Source organism: Clostridium prolinivorans (assembly GCF_004011155.1).
GTDB lineage: Bacteria > Bacillota > Clostridia > Clostridiales > Clostridiaceae > Clostridium_AT > Clostridium_AT prolinivorans.
In genome coordinates this window covers 21,502-41,605 of the sequence record NZ_RJWG01000007.1, presented here as the reverse complement: position 1 = coordinate 41,605, position 20,104 = coordinate 21,502, and the positions used below count along the sequence as shown (strand labels likewise).

Annotated in this window: 16 protein-coding genes and 1 pseudogene; 4 read left to right on the top strand and 13 right to left on the bottom strand. The window is 26.6% G+C overall.

What is annotated here, in order from left to right; genetic code table 11:
- Positions 1 to 12 precede the first annotated feature (12 nt).
- Positions 13 to 927, top strand: coding sequence for a type II restriction endonuclease (locus EGD97_RS07535; protein ID WP_078682677.1), 915 nt, complete (start codon positions 13 to 15; stop codon positions 925 to 927).
- A gap of 218 nt (positions 928 to 1,145) precedes the next feature.
- Positions 1,146 to 2,351: a 3D domain-containing protein gene (locus tag EGD97_RS12745; protein WP_323052680.1), complete on the top strand. Its 1,206-nt coding sequence runs from the start codon at positions 1,146 to 1,148 to the stop codon at positions 2,349 to 2,351.
- Between the two features lie 458 nt (positions 2,352 to 2,809).
- On the opposite strand, the gene EGD97_RS07525 is transcribed toward EGD97_RS12745, so the two are convergent.
- Together EGD97_RS07525 and EGD97_RS07520 are read right to left on the bottom strand one after the other, a co-directional pair.
- Entirely contained in the window at positions 2,810 to 3,751 is a 942-nt protein-coding gene (locus EGD97_RS07525) for a CPBP family intramembrane glutamic endopeptidase (protein WP_164850176.1), read from the bottom strand.
- A 108-nt stretch (positions 3,752 to 3,859) separates the two neighbouring features.
- Entirely contained in the window at positions 3,860 to 4,150 is a 291-nt protein-coding gene (locus tag EGD97_RS07520) for a DUF503 domain-containing protein (protein ID WP_127836961.1), read from the bottom strand.
- 291 nt (positions 4,151 to 4,441) lie between these two features.
- Between EGD97_RS07520 and EGD97_RS07515 the strand changes: the two genes are divergently transcribed.
- The gene (locus EGD97_RS07515) at positions 4,442 to 4,918 is read left to right on the top strand and encodes a nitroreductase family protein (protein WP_078682680.1); all 477 of its coding nucleotides are present in this window, start codon (positions 4,442 to 4,444) and stop codon (positions 4,916 to 4,918) included.
- Between the two features lie 97 nt (positions 4,919 to 5,015).
- On the opposite strand, the gene EGD97_RS12580 is transcribed toward EGD97_RS07515, so the two are convergent.
- Together EGD97_RS12580 and EGD97_RS07505 are read right to left on the bottom strand one after the other, a co-directional pair.
- On the bottom strand, positions 5,016 to 5,483 hold the full coding sequence (locus EGD97_RS12580) for a hypothetical protein (RefSeq protein WP_228201991.1): 468 nt from the start codon (positions 5,481 to 5,483) through the stop codon (positions 5,016 to 5,018).
- Between the two features lie 19 nt (positions 5,484 to 5,502).
- Positions 5,503 to 5,946 carry a cell wall hydrolase gene (locus EGD97_RS07505; RefSeq protein WP_078682681.1) on the bottom strand — a complete coding sequence of 148 codons (444 nt, stop codon included), beginning with the start codon at positions 5,944 to 5,946 and terminating at the stop codon, positions 5,503 to 5,505.
- Positions 5,947 to 6,594: 648 nt separating this feature from the next.
- Here EGD97_RS07505 and EGD97_RS07500 point away from each other — a divergent pair.
- A complete protein-coding gene (locus EGD97_RS07500) occupies positions 6,595 to 7,875 on the top strand; it encodes a glycosyl hydrolase family 18 protein (protein WP_127836960.1) in 1,281 nt (426 codons plus the stop codon).
- Positions 7,876 to 8,052: 177 nt separating this feature from the next.
- Here EGD97_RS07500 and EGD97_RS07495 read toward each other — a convergent pair whose 3' ends face one another.
- From EGD97_RS07495 to argF, 9 genes and pseudogenes are all read right to left on the bottom strand, one after another.
- Positions 8,053 to 9,549 carry a L,D-transpeptidase family protein gene (locus tag EGD97_RS07495; protein WP_127836959.1) on the bottom strand — a complete coding sequence of 499 codons (1,497 nt, stop codon included), beginning with the start codon at positions 9,547 to 9,549 and terminating at the stop codon, positions 8,053 to 8,055.
- A gap of 358 nt (positions 9,550 to 9,907) precedes the next feature.
- Positions 9,908 to 10,561 carry a hypothetical protein gene (locus EGD97_RS07490; protein ID WP_127836958.1) on the bottom strand — a complete coding sequence of 218 codons (654 nt, stop codon included), beginning with the start codon at positions 10,559 to 10,561 and terminating at the stop codon, positions 9,908 to 9,910.
- Positions 10,558 to 11,427: an ABC transporter ATP-binding protein gene (locus EGD97_RS07485; RefSeq protein ID WP_127836957.1), complete on the bottom strand. Its 870-nt coding sequence runs from the start codon at positions 11,425 to 11,427 to the stop codon at positions 10,558 to 10,560. The genes EGD97_RS07490 and EGD97_RS07485 overlap by 4 nt, the downstream gene beginning before the upstream one ends.
- Before the next feature lie 22 nt (positions 11,428 to 11,449).
- Positions 11,450 to 13,543 carry a hypothetical protein gene (locus EGD97_RS07480; protein WP_127836956.1) on the bottom strand — a complete coding sequence of 698 codons (2,094 nt, stop codon included), beginning with the start codon at positions 13,541 to 13,543 and terminating at the stop codon, positions 11,450 to 11,452.
- Between the two features lie 99 nt (positions 13,544 to 13,642).
- The gene (locus EGD97_RS07475) at positions 13,643 to 13,999 is read right to left on the bottom strand and encodes a hypothetical protein (protein WP_127836955.1); all 357 of its coding nucleotides are present in this window, start codon (positions 13,997 to 13,999) and stop codon (positions 13,643 to 13,645) included.
- A gap of 238 nt (positions 14,000 to 14,237) precedes the next feature.
- Complete coding sequence (locus tag EGD97_RS12575) at positions 14,238 to 14,687, bottom strand: GNAT family N-acetyltransferase (protein ID WP_228201993.1); 450 nt, start codon at positions 14,685 to 14,687, stop codon at positions 14,238 to 14,240.
- A gap of 81 nt (positions 14,688 to 14,768) precedes the next feature.
- Positions 14,769 to 17,966: pseudogene (gene carB, locus EGD97_RS07470) on the bottom strand (carbamoyl-phosphate synthase large subunit); the annotation flags it as partial.
- On the bottom strand, positions 17,966 to 19,033 hold the full coding sequence (gene carA / locus EGD97_RS07465; RefSeq protein WP_127836954.1) for a glutamine-hydrolyzing carbamoyl-phosphate synthase small subunit: 1,068 nt from the start codon (positions 19,031 to 19,033) through the stop codon (positions 17,966 to 17,968). The gene carA and the pseudogene carB, both read right to left, overlap by 1 nt.
- A 41-nt stretch (positions 19,034 to 19,074) precedes the next feature.
- The gene (gene argF / locus EGD97_RS07460) at positions 19,075 to 20,073 is read right to left on the bottom strand and encodes an ornithine carbamoyltransferase (RefSeq protein WP_127836953.1); all 999 of its coding nucleotides are present in this window, start codon (positions 20,071 to 20,073) and stop codon (positions 19,075 to 19,077) included.
- Between the last annotated feature and the right edge of the window lie 31 nt (positions 20,074 to 20,104).

Genomic DNA, 20,104 nt, shown 5'->3' with positions numbered 1-20,104 from the left:
AGGAGGCTTTATATGAAAAATACAAATCATTTTCTTTATGATAAATCTAAAAATACTTTTTCATTTTTAATTGATTCTCTAAAAGATTCTATTAAAAATTGGGATTATTTTATTGATTGGAGTAAAGTAAAAAATAACATTAAGGACATAGAAATTGAACTTAATACTTTAAACTATTTAATCGGTAAAGAAAATATAAAAGAAGAGCTTAAATATCTTTTAAATAAACATCCTGAAGTAATTAAAGCATTTCCTTATTTATTGGCGAGTAGAGAAAATAAATTTGAAATTTTATCTTTAAATGAAAATGACAAATTTGATTATAAAATTTTTGATTTTAATAAAAAACATTTAAATAGCAACGATATTGAAAATATCATAACTTTTATAGAAAATACCAAATTAATAAATATATTTAAAGATAATACCATAAAAAATTTAGTAGACTATGTATTTGGTGTGGAAGTTGGTTTAGATAGTAATGGTAGAAAAAACCGTTCTGGTACTGCTATGGAAAATATAGTTGAACACTTTATCGAAAAAATTTGTACTAAATATAACTATCAATATATAAAACAAGCTACTGCAACAAAAATAAGAGAAAAATGGGACTTCAATGTTACTGTAGATAAATCAGAAAGAAGATTTGATTTTGCAATTAATACAGGTTATAAACTATTTTTAGTAGAAACTAATTACTATAATGGTGCTGGTTCTAAACTTAAAGCAACAGCTGGTGAATATAAAACATTATTTGATTTAATAGAACAAGATGGACATGAATTTATTTGGATAACTGACGGTAAGGGTTGGCTAACTGCAAAACGCCCACTAGAAGAGACATTTAATCATAATAGGTATATTTTAAATTTAAAAATGATAGAACTAGGCATTCTAGAAGATATATTAAATAAAAATGTTAAATAAGAAAACTTGCTACATAGATAGACATCATCTTGTTCTATGTAACATAAAATTCATATTCTAATTTTGAAAGATGAAAAAATTATGTATATGGGAGGTACCTTTTGTATCTCCTTTATTTTTCATAGTAATTAATACTATATTTACCTACTAAAATTATAATTTAAATATAACAATTATATTATATGTTATAATATAAACTATAGAAGGAGGTATAAATTGTGAAAAAATTATTATCTATATTTATAGTAACTATAATTTTATTTAGTACAAGCCCTGTTAATGTATTTGCTGATAATCCTAAAAATTCATTGGTTGAAAGTAAAATAAGATTTCAGCAAATTAATAACGACATAATGAATACTAATAAAGAAATATCTTTACTTAATTCTCAAATAGACAAGTTAAAAAAAGAAATTAAAATTAATAATGAAAATATAGAAAAAAACAATAAACTTATAGAAGCTCAAAAAAAGAATATGGAAAATTTAGAAAAAGAGGTAAATGAAACTCAAGAAACTGCAAATAAAAGACTTAGAGCTATGTATATAAACAGTTATAGTGAAAGCTTTTTTACCCTTCTTATGTCATCAGAAAATTTTGCAGACCTTTTAGATAGAATAGAATCTATAAAAAGAATTGTATTGCTTGATAAAAAAATATTAAATGAATTAGAAGAAAAAAGAAAAGTTTTAAATAAAGCCATAGAAAATCTTAATACAAAAAAACAAGAATTAGAAAATTTACAAAAATCTAATGAAGAAAATCTTGCCAAAATAAATGAAGATAAAATTAAACTTGAAGAGTTAATTTTAAAGTATGAAAAGGAAAAAGCTGCTGCAGCACAATTAATAAAAGAAAATGAAGAAAAACTTATATCACATGCTGTACATATTATTGATTCTAGTTCTTCTAGTATTGATGATATAAAAAATGCTATTTATACTTTAAATAGCTTAATTCCCCAAATAAGTACTATTTCTGTAAAAAATAAAGCTCAAAGTTATGTATCTTTAGGAAATAAAAAATTAAATTCTATGTTGGAAGAAGCTAAAAAGAAAGCTGAAGCTGAAAAAGCCTCAGTTACAACAAGCCAAAATGTTTCACCTTCAAGAGGGAATACAGGTAGTTATAAAGCTACATACACTATGACCGCTACAGCTTATACTGGAGGTACATTAACAGCTATGGGATTAAAGCCTATACGAAATCCTAATAGTTTAAGTACTATAGCAGTAGATCCTTCCTTTATACCATTGGGTTCAAAGGTTTATATACCTGGATATGGTTATGCTATTGCTTCAGATACAGGGAGTGCTATTAAGGGTAATATTATAGATCTTTATATGAATTCAGAAGAAGAATGTATAAATTGGGGTAGAAGACCAGTAACTTTACATATAGTTGCTTACCCAGGAGAATGGTAAAAAGCAAAACATATATTATGTATAATTTTAATAGGCAAATATAGTATTAATTACTATAAAAAAATAAAGGAGATACAAAAAGTATCTCCTTTATATATAGTATATCCAAAGTTTTTGCAAATCTTAATTATAAGTTTAATTTAAAGCAAAAATTTAATAATATTAATACTATTTCTTTTTATTATCTTTTTTTTCTTTTTTCTTGTCTCCTTTTTTAGTTGATCCGCTTTTGCTCTTTCCTTTATCTGGCATAGTAGTACCCTCCTTAATTTTATATAGTAAGTTATATTAAGTTTCCTTAAATATATATTTCTATATTTTTCTGAATATTCCTTCAATATCAGAAAGTTTTTCTAAAATTTAACATTTTGTTTAAAAATCATTTTAAACTGTATACAGAATAAAAAATAAGCTGTATCAAAATAAATATATTTTGATACAGCTTTTTAAAAATTATTTTATAATTTTTCTAATGGTACATAATTTGTTGCAGGCATTTCTTTAACATCTGAAAATTTATATACAATTATCATTCCTATAATTATAATTATAGTTGTAATTATTCCTGCTTCAGGTCCAAAAGCTCCACCAGTTAATATATTATCATTTACTTCTTTAATAGTATATATACCATGAGGATCTGTACCACTTACTGGAAATCCGAATATGTTTCCTTGAAAATAATTCCAGGTTATATGATATCCAATAGGCATCCACAAATTTTTTGTTTTTACAAACATATAACCAAATAATATTCCTACTAAAACTATGTTAAATAGTCCTAAAATTTTTACATTAGGATTAAAAAAATGCATTGCTGAAAAAATAATTGAAGATATGATAATTGAAAGCCATGGTTTTTTCATATGATTATTTAATAAAGTTATGCAATACCCTCTTGAAAGGAGCTCTTCTTTAATTCCTACAATTATAAATAAAATTAATCCATAAAAAGTATAAGATGAAAATTTAGGTTTTCCTAAACTTCCCTCAATTTTTATATTTTCAGTAACTATAAGTATAAAAAATATAATAGTCATAGAAATTGCTCCAAGTAAAAGACCTAAAAGCAAATTTTTATAATTTTTTGTAATAGATGCAAAACCAAAATCACTAAACTTCTTTTTATTTATAACTTTTATAGTTATTGTAAGTACAATAATTAATGCTATAAAATCCATAATTTGAGCTAATAAAATTCCTAATGGATTTGCTTGCATAAAATTATTTATTGTATTTGGTATTTGCTCCATTGGTACATTTTTAGCTATAAATATTACTGATACCATACCTGTTATTGCAGAAATTACAACTGTAAAAAACATATAAGATGCCATGACAAATAAAATTTCCCAGCCAGCTCTTAATTGATTTTTGTTATTTTTAAATATTTTCCCCATTTTTGTCCCCTCTCTAGTAAAATTTACCATATTTTATATAATAATATATAATTTTAATAATATCAATAATGAATTAATAAAAAATTTAAATTTATACTTATATATAATCTATACGTCTATAATATCTTCTCTATGAATATCAATTATTTCAGCATCTGTATTATTTTCTATAAATCTTATGATATTTTCCGTTGTAGAATCCACTTGTGCTGAAGTTCCACATATTCCTGCTATACCAATTACTATTATTTGATGAATATCTTGTTCATCTACTTCTGCTACCGATATATTAAATTTATTTATAAGCTTTTGAGTAATACTTTTAACAACCATTCTCTTTTCCTTTAGTGAATGTACCCAACACGCTCTAAGTTTAACTTTCATAATTAAAATTTTCATAAATGCTCCTCCATTTCATATAGATGTTATATTATAATTATCTCATATAATATTTTTTATCAAAAGGATTTTTATATTTAAAATTTTTAAATATAAAAAACTATCAAACAAATACCTGTTTAGTTACTCGTTTGATAGCACAATTAATTTTTCTAATTAAATATATGTTTTAATACTTATTATTATTTTACTAAACTATTTAATTTTCATGTTATATATAATAATTATTTTTATTTACTAATAGATACTATAATGTGATAAAATATTATTTAAAGAAAGTGAGGTAATAAAATGGATTTTAATGAAGTTATTAAAAAAAGAAGAGCTATTCGTAAGTATAAAAAAAAGGAAGTTCCTGATGAAAAGCTTCAAAAACTTTATGAAGCTATAAAACTTGCTCCTTCAGGTAATAATCGTCAGCCTTATAAATTTTTATTTGTAAAAGATACAGAAAAAAGAAAAGAAATTGTTTCAAAAGCTTGTCATCAAGATTTCTTATATGACGCTCCAATACTTATGATAGCATGCTGCGAAAAAGGAAAAAATTTTGATACAGCTATTGCTGTAGAAAATATGGTACTTGCAGCTACTAATGAAGGTTTAGCAACTTGCTATATAGGTTGGTTTGAAAGAGATGTAGTAAGTAAAATATTAAACATACCAGATGGAATGGAACCTTGTATACTTGTTCCTATAGGTTATGGTGATGAAACTCCTGAAGAAAAAGATAAAAAATCTATAGAAGAGCTTGTTAGTATAATAGAATAAATTATAAAAAATAAGAGAGTAATTATATTTGATTTTATATAAAACTAATTACTCTCTTATTTTTTAAGGTTAATTACAAAATTTTAATATTTATTATTTATTTTGTTTCACTAAAAACTCTAACAAATTTAATTGAATAAATATCACAAAGTAATTCTGTTCCCTCTGGTTCTCTTAAAATAACATAGCTAATTCCTACTTTCTCTAAAACTCCTGTTCTATCTTGATAAGTATTAGTTCCAATTAAAAAACTTATAAGAACTCTTTTGCCAATTTGTGTTCTTAAATATCCTTGTGTGTAATTTATATCCTGCTGAACAGGTGAACCAGGTGCTGTTTCAAAATTTGAATCTGCTATACCTTGAAGAGTTTGAGGTGTTGGATATGGTGGTACTGCAGTAGTCCCATCTGTCATAAAATATGGCATCCCAGGTATAAATCCCGGTATACCTTGATACTGTGGATACATTTGCTGAGCCGATATAGGCATTGGTATGTATCCAGGCATCATAGATACTCCTTCCATTTGCTCTCTAAAAGGGCAATCTTCATTAAATTCACTCATTATAAAAAACCTCCTTTTATTAAGTTTCAAAATATAATGCTGTTGGATTATAAAAACAATGCTGCACTACTCTTACTTGAAAACTTCCTGATCCATTGTATGGAAACATATAAGGGCAAGATGGTTTAAAAGGATTAAAATACCAAAGAGAAGCACCTACAGTAAATAATTTATTTCCTGCCAATGCCCAATCTGCTATTTTATAATGTATATCCTCTGGAGGATTAGACCATATAGTTTGAGGATTTGGCTGACCATTAATAACAGAACGGACACAATCAAATTGTCCTTTTTGATAAATTACTTTTCTTAAATCACCTTGGCATACTCTTAAATATTCGCCACCACTTACATTTACTCTATTCATAATTACAGTGGCAACTGCCTTCATACCATTTTCTCCCTCTCCACCAGCTTCACACCTAATTATTCTTGCTAATAATTCTCTATTATCATATGCCACTTTAACTATCCCCTCATAAATTTAACTCATATTAATATTTTATTAATGAGCATAAAAAATGGTGCATAGTTTTAATAAATTTATTAGCAAATTTTATATATAACTCATATTATATCTATGAAAGAATAAAAGATTTAATGATTAACTTTTATATAAATTTAAAATTACACATTTTATGAATATATTTACAGGAGGTGTATAATATGTATAAATATAGTTTTTATAGAAGCTGAGGGTGTGCACCTCAGCCTGTAGGCTGGGATATTACATTAAATTCAAATCCGCCTAAATTTCCACCCCCTAATTTTATACCTGATAAAAATAAAGCTCATGCACTTGGATTTGAAAAAACCCCTGGAATTAATTTAGTTTTACCTTCAACTATTCTTCCATGCTTATATAGACTTACTTATATTTGGTTAAATAATGAAGCTGCATTTTGGGCAAAACCTATTTCAATATTAAAAAATACTGTCATTTGCTGGGTATGGAATGGTACCAATTGGTATTTAATTCAATTAAATCTACATGATATATTCTGCTTTATATGCCAATGGTTTTAATATATTAAAAATTTTTATATTTTGTATCAATTTTTTACATCAAATCATATATTAAATTAGACTATGTAAAAAGGTGGGAAATTTTTTGATTATTCATGTTGTAAAACCAGGGGAATCTCTTTATTCTATTTCTCGTTTATATAATGTCCCTCTTGATAAAATTGCATCTTATAATGAACTTGAAGATCCAAATAGATTAGTTATAGGGCAAACTTTAGTTATTATTGAAGGAGTAAGAAAACATGTTATTACTCCTAATCAAAGTTTTTATACTATTGCTTCAATTTATGGATTAACAATTGATGAACTCATAGCTGCAAATCCTCACATAGCTAATCCATCTTGGATATATCCAGGCCAAATAATTAATATACCATCAAAAACAAAAAAACTTGGAACCATTGAAGTAAATGGATATGCTTTTCCTAATATAGATATGACGGTTTTTAAAAAAACCCTCCCATATTTAACATACTTAAGTATATTTAGTCACGAAGTAAAAGAAGATGGTTCTTTAAGACCTATTAATGATACTCCTCTTATTGAAGAAGCAAGAAAAGCAAATGTTGCACCGCTTTTAGTTATTACTAATCTTCTAGAAGGCAAAGGCTTTAGTAGTGATTTAGCCCATACTATTTTATCAAATGAAAATTTACAAAACACACTGCTTAATAATGTTATTCAAACTCTTAAAGACAAAAATTATTATGGGCTTGATATTGATTTTGAATATATATATCCTAAAGATAAAGAACTATATAATAACTTTATTGAAAAAGCCGTAAATAAGTTAAATCCTTTAGGATATTTTGTAACAACAGCATTAGCTCCTAAAGTATCTGAAAATCAAAAAGGTGTTTTATATGAAGCTCATGATTATTCTTTCCACGGAAAATTAGTTTCTCATGTTATACTTATGACTTATGAATGGGGTTATACATTTGGGCCTCCAATGGCAGTAGCACCTCTTAATGCTGTTAGAAGGGTTTTAGATTATGCAGTTACAGCTATACCTAAAAATAAAATATTAATGGGAATACCAAACTATGGATATGATTGGACTCTACCTTATAAACAAGGTACTAGTGCAACTACACTCTCTAATGTAGGTGCAGTTAATCTTGCAGCTAAAGTTGGAGCAGTAATACAATATGATAACATTTCTCAATCTCCATATTTTAATTATTATGACAGCAACGGCAGAGAGCATATAGTATGGTTTGAAGATGCTAGAAGCATAAATGCAAAGCTTAAATTAGTTAATGAATTTAAACTCGGAGGTGTAAGTTATTGGACTATAGGTCAATATTTCCCTCAAAACTGGCTTGTTTTAAGTTCACTTTATGATATAAAAAAGGTAATTTAATTATAAATACAATAAGCGTCAAATAGCTTTTAATTAATAGTTATTTGACGCTTATTCAAATTATATTTTATTTATACAATATGATTATCATACAAAAGGTATTTTTATTGAGAATTAACACAGCTACATATTTTTATATTTAAACAAAATATAGCACTCTTATAGGAAACCATAAATTTAATTATAACAAACAACAGGAGTTCCTACTTGAATATTTTCATATATTGTCTTTGCTAAATAATATGGTGAATTTATACATCCATGAGAACCATTGGTTTTATATATCTCCCCTCCAAATTTGCTTCTCCATTTTGCATCATGAATTCCTATACCTCCATTAAAAGGCATCCAAAAATCAACAGGAGTTACATAGTCTTCTCCTTTTAAAGTAGCATTTCTTTGTTTATATTTTAATCTATAAATTCCTGGTGGTGTTGTATTCTTTTTTCTTACATTACCTGTAACAACATCTCCATCTACTACTAATGATCCATTTTTATAAAACCATAAATGCTGTTTTGTAAGATCTATTTCAACATAAGTATTTCCTATATCATTTTGTCCATAAACCGCAGCTGTTTGTTTATATGTTGGTTTCTTTGTTACTGTTTGTCCATCTTTTATAATTTTAATCAAATCTTCAATTTCTTTAGACTTATTAATTGCCCATCCGTAATCGCCACCGCCAATTTTAATTACCTTACCTGACGATGTTAAAAAATCTCTTTTTTTACCAACTGTATTATATTTGTTTGAAATCATATCTATATATTTTTTTAATTCTTTTTCATTAATTTTTACTTCAAAATTTTCATCAACCACAAGCCATTTATTTATTATATTACAATCTATAACTTCCTTTTGTTCTCCAAATAAATATGTAATATTTGAAGATACATATTTATTAAGAATATCTCTAGCTTCTATAACCTTTTGTGAATTTGAAGTATATTGTGGTTTTATATAACAATTTGTATTTTCTAAATCTATTACAGTTTTCCCTTTAATTATAGATGTTTCTATATTTTTATATAAGACACTTTTATCTATTTTATTCCCCATTACCTCTTTTACAATAATATATTTATTATTTTCATATTTAAGACTTGCATTTTTAGGTTCAATTATATTATCGTTTAAGCAATTTAATTTATTTATTCTATCTTCTAATAATTTTTTATCATAATGTAGATTTATCTCTATTTCACGTTTTTCCTTATTAAAAATATCCGCTCCCCATTTTAAAGGACTTTGTATGTTTTTAAGCTTTTTAAAATCTTCATTTGGATTGCATCTTAATCCAATTTCACTGGATTTAATTTGTTCTTCTTTTCCATCTTTCTCTTTTAAATTTAAAACATATTTATTAATTTCAGCTTTTATTATTTCATTTGCTTTATTTACTGATTTCCCCGATACATTAATACCATTAATTTTAGAGCCAAAATAAAAATGATTTATAAAATATATCGATAAACTAAAATATATAAAAATTAACCCCCCGAGTAAAATACTTATAGTTAATGCTAATTTTTTATGTTCTTTTAGTTTTTCTTTTAATTTTTTTATAATTTTTTTTATATTTTCTTTTGTTAAATTTTCTTTTAGTTTTTTTATTAAATTTTTTACTGGCCCTACTTTTAATTTTTTTAATTTTTTTACCACAATTTCCATAGTGCCCACCCCTTTAAAAGCCCTTGATATTTTAAAAACAAAGTTTAATGATAAATTATATATAAAAGAACTTATATATTCCATTTTATGTATTTAATTTAATAATTAACACTGTTTTTATTATATAACTTTATTTAATAAATTGCTATTGAAAAAATTTTTATTTATATTAGATAAATTTTTAACAAATTAAAGTATAATTTTATAGTGATTATCTTATAAGTAAACTTCAAAATTTTCCATAACTCACTTATAAATTTTTATTTTATAAAATAATCCAGTAGATAGCCGTAAATGCTTTCTACTGGATTTATTTTTAAATTGTTTTATTATGTCAATGTTCATTTTAAATCTTTAGCTACCTTTTTCCCTCTATATAAATACCAAATTTATTTAATATCAAAGCTTGCCCTATTGACATAAATAATAAAGATAGTAACAGTATATATATTATATTACTATTCATTGAGATCTCTGCTAATTGAAATTGCACTTTAAAATTATAGATATTAATAAAACTTAATATTTTGCCTTCGCTTAATAACTCAAAAGTACAATATCCAAATGGAATTGCTATACTAACTGACGTGTTTTGTGTCAATAAAACCAGCATAAAGCTCAATCCAGTAAAGAAAAAACTTTGTATGGCAAGCTGAATAAAAACATTTATTATGTTAACACTATCTACACTACAAAATATGATTAATATATAAGTAATAATCATATGTAATATATAAAATGCTAAACATCTACCTATTCCTATCCACCAACGATTCATAGGATATGAGAAAAAAACCTCCTTTCCTTCTTCCTCTACTAAATTATAAAAAGATAGGACAACCCACCATGAAGACATTACTGGCAGCACAGCTTGTAATGCTAATATAATAATTCTTTGATCATCACGAAATAATCTGCAATAAAAAAGTAACAAAATATACACTAAAAATGGTATATAAGCACTTATGCCTAATGATTTCCATTCATTTATAAGTATATTTTTTATTTTCAATTTAACTCTCTCCCAATTAAGCTTAAATATATTTCTTCTAAATTTGGCTGAACTTGCTTAGCTGATTTAATTGGTTTATTTGCCGATAATAGCCTTAATTTATATCCAGTATTTGTTTTATTTTGCCGAGTTATTATGAAATTTTTTTCTATGTCTAAAAATTCTTCATTTGATACTTCCGCTTCCCATACTATATACTTTGCAGAATTCTTGATTTCAGCAATTTTACCTTCTAATATAATTTTACCTTTATCCATAATTGCTACTTTTTCACACATCATTTCAACATCATCTACAATATGAGTGGATATAATAACTATATTATTTTTATTCCTATTTAACCCTTTAATCAAATTTCTAAATCTCATTCGTTCTTCTGGATCTAATCCTGCAGTTGGCTCATCAACTACAATTATATTTGGATTTCCTAAAATAGCCTGTGCAATTCCAACTCTTCTAATCATTCCTCCTGATAAATGACCAATTTTTTTATCCTTTTGCTCAATAAGATTTACTTTTTCTATAACATCAATTACTTGGCTATTTATATTATTTTCTATACCTTTTAAAATAGCAATATGTTCTAAAGCTTGTACAACAGTTAAATTTTTATACAAAGAAAATTTTTGAGGTAAATATCCTATTATTTTTCTTACATCATTTTTATTATTCCAATTTAAATCACCATATGTTATTGTACCCGAATCTTCATTAATAATTGTAGTTAAAATACGCATTAATGTTGTTTTTCCTGCACCATTAGGGCCTAATAATCCATAAATACCTGGTTCTAAAGAAATATTTATGCCGTCTAATGCTTTATTTTTACCAAAGTATTTAACAATATTATTTATATTTAGTGTCATAATATCCCACCTTATAAGTTAATTAGTTCATTAATTTTTCAAGGCTATTAAAATTTATTTCAGAACTACTATTAGCCATCTTAAGCCAATTTATAAAAAACATTTTAATTTTATCATCACTGTTATTCATTATAAAATCATTTAGCTTTCTACATAAATCTGCTGACTCTTTATCTCCAATTTTTTCATAAACACCTTCTTTGTATTTTAACATATTGGTAATTGGCATGCTATTTGAATAGTTATCCTTAAATCTTTTAATATACCAAGTTATGTATGAATTAGTAAAATATTCTTGCATAGATAATTGATTATCATTCCAATACTTATCATAAATAGTTGATTGTAATATCCAATTCATTGTAACATCAGGATAAATAAGAAATTCACCATCTGAATATGCTTCATTTATAGATAAGATTAAATGATCATCAAAATTGTATATACCATCATTTCTAAGATACACATTAGGCAAAAATAAATAGGTTTTTACATTGCTTGTATCATTTTTATTTATATTAAAATCATTATATATTATCTTTTGATTTTTTTCGAATTCTTTAATCATCTTAGGAACATATTCATCATATTTTTTATAAGATATAGGGTAATAAAATCTTTTACCATCATCTGTATATCCTTCTTTAATCCAACCATTAACCATTGAAATTCCTGATTTTGATGTTCCCTTCCAATGATTCTTACCAACAATCTCTAAATTACATATTGGATTACCTGATCCTATATATATAATCTCATAATTAACAGGAGTTTCCTGCTGGATATAATTAAATGATAAATCATATATATCATTTGAATTCCTTATTACGGCAGGTCCTGATCCAATAAATGGCATCCATGCAAAGTTAACAGGAAGCATCCATGCATTTGTATCTTGATATAAATAATTTAATGGAAGCCCTTTATATTCCATCTCTACATCGAATTTTTCATTTTTTGTAAATTTTTGATTGATAGTTATATCGTCATCCTTCCTTATAAAAGATACATTATTCCCATTTATCTTTATTGAGTCTATTTTAAAACCTTGATATAATATAAAATTTAATTTATCTGCATCTTTATTAGGCTTTATATTCATTTTAACAATCATTGATATTTTACCTTTTGTATTCATTACAATATTTGAACTTATTATTTCAAATTTTTTCTCATCTTTTTTTATATTATTTTGAATACCATATTTTTGCTCAATATCATCCATAACATATTTATAATAATGTTGTTTAACATATTTAAATGATATTATATAACTTGTCGTAAGCATAATTAATATAAGTATAGTGCAAGCAGTATTAATTTTTTTCTTTATTTTATTTTCCTCATAACGATAAAATAATATTATTAATACTGTACATAAACATAAAATTAAAATTAATCTTATAATCCATAACTCTTTTTGCATTTCATATCCAAATAAAGAATTCATACCTTTATGAGGATCTAACTGTCCTAAATTTATTGCCATAAAATATGGGTGTAATATTATATGAAATTGATCTAATAATGGATCAATTATATCCATACAAATAGGACCAACTAAAAGTCCAACAAAAATAATAATAAAATATACTGCCTTAGAATAAAAAACATTCCCTAGAATAATACCCAAAATCCCACTTATAATAAATGTCAGAAACCAATAAAGAAAAATATATTTAATAGAAGAAAAATAGTAAATCGCATTTACTTTATTAACAAAAAAATATGACATAATTGCAACAGTTGATGTTATGAATATAATTAAACCTATAATTATAATATTAATTATCTTAGATATTTGTTTTAATACATAAGCATTAGGCAGTGATGCTATTATTTCATCACAATTATTATAAAATTCATTTTTACCATAATAATATCCTATAAATAAACCTAAAAATATTAATATTTGTACCCAATATGCTGATAATGTTAATGACGTTCCAATTTCTTGGTTTTCTGGCATTATAATTAGTACTTGCATTAATAATATTCCTATCCATAAAGCCATTACCAAGTAAAACCAATATGATTTAAAAGTAAATCTATTTTGTATTTTAATACAATTTAATAATTTTTTAGTTACATGATTATTAGCTGTTTTATTTTTCAAATTATATTCCCCTTTCAGTAATTGATACGCACGTGAGCATTAATCAATATTATTAAGACTTATGATAACTAAGGTTATCATAAGTCTTAATAAAAAGCATTAATCTACAAGATTACCTGCACCCCAACAGCCTTTTGTAAGAGCTCCATCTGGATCCAAATGAACGTAATAGTTACCTGCACTTACTTTTTCTTGATTTATTACTTGTTTAAATTTTGTATTAGTTCCTGTACTAGGTGCCATTTTACTACAAAGATAATCTACTCTTTGGTCTGGTCCAGTTACTGATCTGTATATTTCATACCAAAGTGCACGCTCCGAACTTTTGTCATTAAATCCATAACCATCTACAAAGCTACTGCAATATTGAGAAATACTGTCAGCTCCTGTTTTATCCTTATAAATAGCTATACTTACTGTTCCAGATGCATAAGCACTTGTCCCTAAAATAACCATAGATAATACTAACGTAGAAATTGTCTTTTTTTAACATATTAACATCCCTCTGTTCATATAATATACATTTTAACTTAGTTAAAAGTTTAACTAAGTTAATTAAAAAATTAAAAAATCAAGACTGTGAACAAGCTTGTTCACAGTCTTGATTTTAGTCCTCTATTACAAATATGTCAATAATTCTCTTGTAAATTTTTTCCGACATTAAATGACAAAATTAAATTTTTAATAATTAATTTTAGTTGACATTTTTATTGTTACTTTCTTCATCATAAATATAGTCTTTAATTAATAATGCCCTTATATATCCTTTATCTTTTGTAGTAGATTCAATATAGAAATCATGTTTATAATAGCAGTGTATAAGATAAGAAGCTTTTGTTGAAGTATGAAGAGATAACTTACTTACAGAAGCTTTCTTCATAGCCTCATCTACTGCATCTAATAAAGCACTACCTACTCCATGTCTTTGGAGTTCAGGAGATACTGAAAATCTGCTTAGATATGCAGTTTTATCAGGTAATATTTCAACCCTTACACTTCCTACAACTACATCATTAAATAAAGCTACAAATACTTCCTTTGTTTCAATATCTTTTTTTATATCTTCATATGTTTCTGTAAGTGCCTCTAAATCATTAGATTCTGGAACATATTTTTTGTATTGTTTAAAAGCCTCTTTTGTTATTTTATATATTTCTTCAATATCTTCAAATTTAGCTTTTCTAACTTCTAAATTTTTATTTTTTATATCCTTAAACTTACGTGATGAATACTCATTTAAAGGATATATATTTATTATATTACTTTCTTTATCTTTTTTAATTGTTTCAAGTATAGCATTAACAGTATCTAAAGATGTAATACATGGTATATTATATTCCATTGCTGTACGCCTTAAAGAGAATCCATTTTTATTAACTATTTTTCCATTAGTAGGAGTATTTATTATAAAATCAATTTTATCCGTTTTTATATATTGCTGTACTTCTTCCATAGGTACTAGTAAAACATTAATACCTTTATCCTTAAAATAAGTGTAAGTATTATCTGTAGCATATAATTTATATCCTAAATCAGAAAGCTTTTGAGCAATACTTAAACTTTCTTCTCTATTTCTTTCTGCTATAGATAAAAGCACATTACCATCCTTTGGAATAATAAGTCCAGAAGCTTCAAGAGCCTTTCTTAAAGCTTTATGATAATCTTTATCAATTCCCATAACTTCACCAGTAGATTTCATCTCTGGTCCTAGAAATGTATCTACCATTGAAAGTTTTGAAAAAGAAAATACTGGTGCTTTTACAGCAACAAAATCTGTTTCTTTTACTAATCCTGTATTATATCCTAAATCTTTTAAATATTTACCCATAATAATTTTTGTAGCTAAATTTATCATAGGTATACCTGTAACTTTGCTAAGTATAGGAACTGTTCTGCTTGCACGTGGATTTACTTCAATTACATATACTTTATTATTTTCATCAATTACAAATTGTATATTGAAAAGACCTTTTATATTTAAGGCTTTTGCAAGGCTTATTGCATAATTAACAATAGTATTTTTGACATTTTCACTAATACTTTGAGGTGGATATACAGCTATGCTATCTCCTGAGTGGATACCGGCTCTTTCTATATGTTCCATAATTCCAGGTATTAAAACATCTATGCCGTCTGATATTCCATCAACTTCTACTTCTTTTCCTGAAATATATTTATCTATAAGTACAGGATGTTCTATAGAAATATCTACTGCAAGGTGCATGTATTGCTTTAATTCTTTATCATTATATACAATTTCCATTGCTCTTCCACCAAGTACATAAGAAGGTCTTACTAAAACAGGATATCCTATTTTTTGTGCAATCTCTAAAGCATGTTCTATATTAAAAGCAGTACTTCCAGGAGGAAGCGGTATATTAAGTTTTTCTAAAAGTCTAAGAAATCTTTCTCTGTCTTCTGCAATATCTATTCTGTCTACAGCAGTTCCTAATATTTTAACTCCAGCCTTATTTAAAGGAGCTGCAAGATTAATAGCTGTTTGACCTCCAAATTGGACGATTACTCCTTCAGGTTTTTCTTTTTCAACAATATCTAAAACACATTCTTTAGTAAGTGGTTCAAAATAAAGTTTATCTGAAGTATCAAAATCAGTACTTACAGTTTCAGGATTATTATTTATAATAATAGATTCATATCCAAGTTCTTTAAGTGTCTGTACTGAATGAACACTGCAATAATCAAATTCAATACCTTGCCCTATTCTTATAGGCCCAGAACCTATAACAACAACTTTTTTTCTATCACTTACTACTACATCATCTTCCTCTTCATAAGTTGAATAATAGTAAGGAGTAACAGCTTCAAATTCACCAGCACAGGTATCAACTATTTTATATACAGGATTTATGCCATATTGTCTTCTTTTCTCTATTACTTTCTTTAAAGAAGTATTTAACAAATTAGCTATATAAGTATCTCCAAAGCCTATTTTTTTAGCTTCGTACATTAAATCATAGCTAATATCTTCAATATTTGTATTTTTTATTTTTTCACCTAAAAGAACTATTTTTTCTAATTTTTTTATAAAGAAATAATCTATTTTAGTTATGTCTATAATTTCTTCTACGGAAATACCCTTTTGTAACGCCTTACATATTGCAAAAATTCTTTCATCGCTAGGGACACTAATAATTTCTTTTAACTGCTCTAAAGTTCTATCTTCAAATTGCTTTAGCCCTAATTGATAGTCTAATTTGATATCTAAAGAATCTATTGCCTTTAATAAAGATTCTTCAAAAGTTCTTCCTATTGCCATAACTTCTCCAGTGGCTTTCATTTGTGTTCCAAGGGAACGATTTGCTGTTGTAAATTTATCAAAAGGCCATCTTGGGACCTTTGTAACTACATAATCTAATGATGGTTCAAAACAAGCATAAGTATTTTTAGTAATAGAATTTTTTATTTCATCCAAATTCATGCCTATTGCTATTTTAGCTGTTACCCTTGCGATAGGGTATCCTGTAGCTTTTGATGCTAATGCACTAGATCTGCTTACTCTCGGATTAACTTCTATTACAACATACTCAAAACTATTTGGATTTAAAGCAAACTGTATATTGCAACCTCCATTGATTTTAAGAGCACGAATAATTTTTATAGAAGCAGAACGAAGCATTTGATACTCTTTATCAGATAATGTTTGGCTTGGCGCTACTACTATACTATCTCCTGTATGAACTCCTACTGGATCGAAATTTTCCATATTGCAAATTATTATGCAGTTGTCGGCTTGATCTCTCATAACTTCATATTCAATCTCTTTCCATCCAGCAACACTTTGCTCAAGTAAAACTTGATGAATCATACTAAGCTTTAATCCGCGGCCTACAATATACTTAAATTCTTCCATATTATTTGCAATACCGCCTCCTGTTCCACCTAATGTGTAAGCAGGACGAATAATTATAGGAAATCCAACTTTTTCTACAAAAGCAACAGCATCTTCTAATGTAGTAACAATTGTGCTATGAGCTACTTTTTCTCCTATTTCTTCCATCATTTTTTTAAATAGTTCTCTATCTTCAGCTTTTTCAATAGATTCTAAAGAAGTTCCAAGAAGTTCAATGCCTAATTCTTCTAATATACCATCTTTAGCTAATTCTACTGCCATATTAAGAGCAGTCTGGCCGCCTAATGAAGGAAGAATACCTTGAGGTTTTTCTTTATATATGATTTTTTTTATAAATTCTAAAGTAATTGGCTCTATATATACCTTGTCAGCAATATCCATATCGGTCATAATAGTGGCAGGATTGCTATTAACAAGTATAACTTCTATACCTTCTTCTTTAAGAGCTTTACAAGCTTGTGTTCCTGAATAATCAAACTCTGCTGCCTGCCCAATAACTATAGGACCTGAGCCTATTACCATTACCTTTTTTATATCTTCTCTTTTAGGCATTAGTTATTCCCTCCTGCCATTTTTATAAAATCATCAAATATATAGTTTGAATCCTGTGGTCCTGGGGCTGCTTCTGGGTGATATTGAACACTTATAATTGGTAAAAATTTATGTTTAAATCCTTCCACAGTACCATCATTTACATTAATATGTGTAATAATAATATCACTATTAAAATTATTTTTTAAAGCATAATTATGGTTTTGCGATGTTATATAAATTTTACCTGTAATAAAGTCTTTTACAGGATGATTACCACCATGATGTCCAAATTTTAATTTATAGGTTTTACCTCCAAGAGCTATACCTAATAATTGATGTCCTAAGCATATTCCCATTATAGGTTTTTTCCCTAAAAGTTTTTTTATATTTTCATAAGCTTGCGGCAAATCTTCTGGATCTCCTGGGCCATTTGAAAGTAAAATTCCATCTGGATTAATTTCTAATAATTCTTCTGGAGTAGAATCATAAGGAAATACATATATATCACAGCCTTTATTTTGTAAAATCCTTAAAATGCTTTGCTTTACTCCAAAATCTAATACAGCTATTTTTTTACCTTTACCTTCAATATGATATTTTTCAGTAGTGCTTACTTCTTTAACAAGATTTGTTTTCAAAAGTTTATTTTCTTTTATTTTATTTAAAAGTTCTTCTATACTTTCATCTTTAGTAGAAATAATGCCATTCATGCTTCCAAAATTTCTTATATGTTTTGTAAGTTTTCTTGTATCAATATCCTTTATTCCTACAATATTATATTCTTTAAAATATTCCTCTGGAGAAATATTCCCCCTCCAATTGCTTGAAGCGTCACATATTTCTTTTACAATAAATCCATTAACCTGAGGTTTAAAAGATTCTTTATCTATATTATTAAAACCATAATTACCTATTAGCGGATAAGTCATGGTTACCATCTGACCTTTATAAGAAGGATCTGTTAAAATTTCTTCATAACCAGTCATAGATGTATTAAAAACTACTTCTCCTAATGCCTCTCCTTCAGCACCAAAAGAGTTCCCAATGAAAGCTGTTCCATCTTCTAATACAAGTTTTGCTTTCATATGCCTCCTCCTTTAAAATCAAAATCTATCAATTTTAATAATTATTCTCCAAGTGTAGCAACCATAACAGCTTTTATAGTATGCATTCTATTTTCCGCTTCATCAAATACAACAGAGTGCTTACTTTCAAATACTTCATCTGTAACTTCCATTTCTTTTAATCCAAATTTCTCAAAAATTTTCATCCCAATTGTTGTATTTAAGTCATGGAAAGCTGGCAGACAGTGCTCAAATAATACATTTGGATTACCTGTTAACTTTATCATGTTCATATTAACTTGAAAGGGTTTTAATAAATTTATTCTTTCCTCCCAGATGGATTCTGACTCTCCCATAGATACCCAAACATCAGTATAAATTACATCTGTTTCTTTAACTCCTTCTGCAATATTATCTGTGCATGTAATCTTTGCTCCAGTCTCACTTGCAATTTTTAGACATTTAGACATAAGATTTTGAGATGGAAATAATTTTTCAGGTGCCACTATTCTAAAATCCATTCCCATTTTAGCAGCACCAATCATAAGTGCATTGGAAACATTATTTCTTCCATCACCTACATATGTCCAAGTCATCTCATTATATGGCTTTTTTAGGTGTTCGTATGCTGTTAAAAAATCCGCAAGCACTTGAGTTGGATGATCAACGTCAGTAAGTCCGTTCCAAACTGGTACTCCTGAGTACTTTGCTAAATCTTCAACTATATTTTGTGAAAAACCTCTATATTCTATTCCATCATACATTCTTCCAAGTACTCTAGCAGTATCTTTTATAGATTCTTTTTTAGCCATTTGGCTGCCTAAAGGCCCAATATAAGTTACATGAGCCCCTTGATCGTATGCAGCCACTTCAAAAGCACAACGAGTTCTTGTAGAATCTTTTTCAAATAATAGTGCTATATTTTTGCCTTTTAATTTTTGTTTTTCATATCCGCCATATTTTGCTTTTTTTAATTCTGATGATAAATCAAGTAAAAATTTTATTTCATCTGGAGAATAGTCCATAAGAGTTAAAAAACTTCTGTTTTTTAAATTGTTCATGACATCACTCCTTCGATACTTAAAAAGTTCT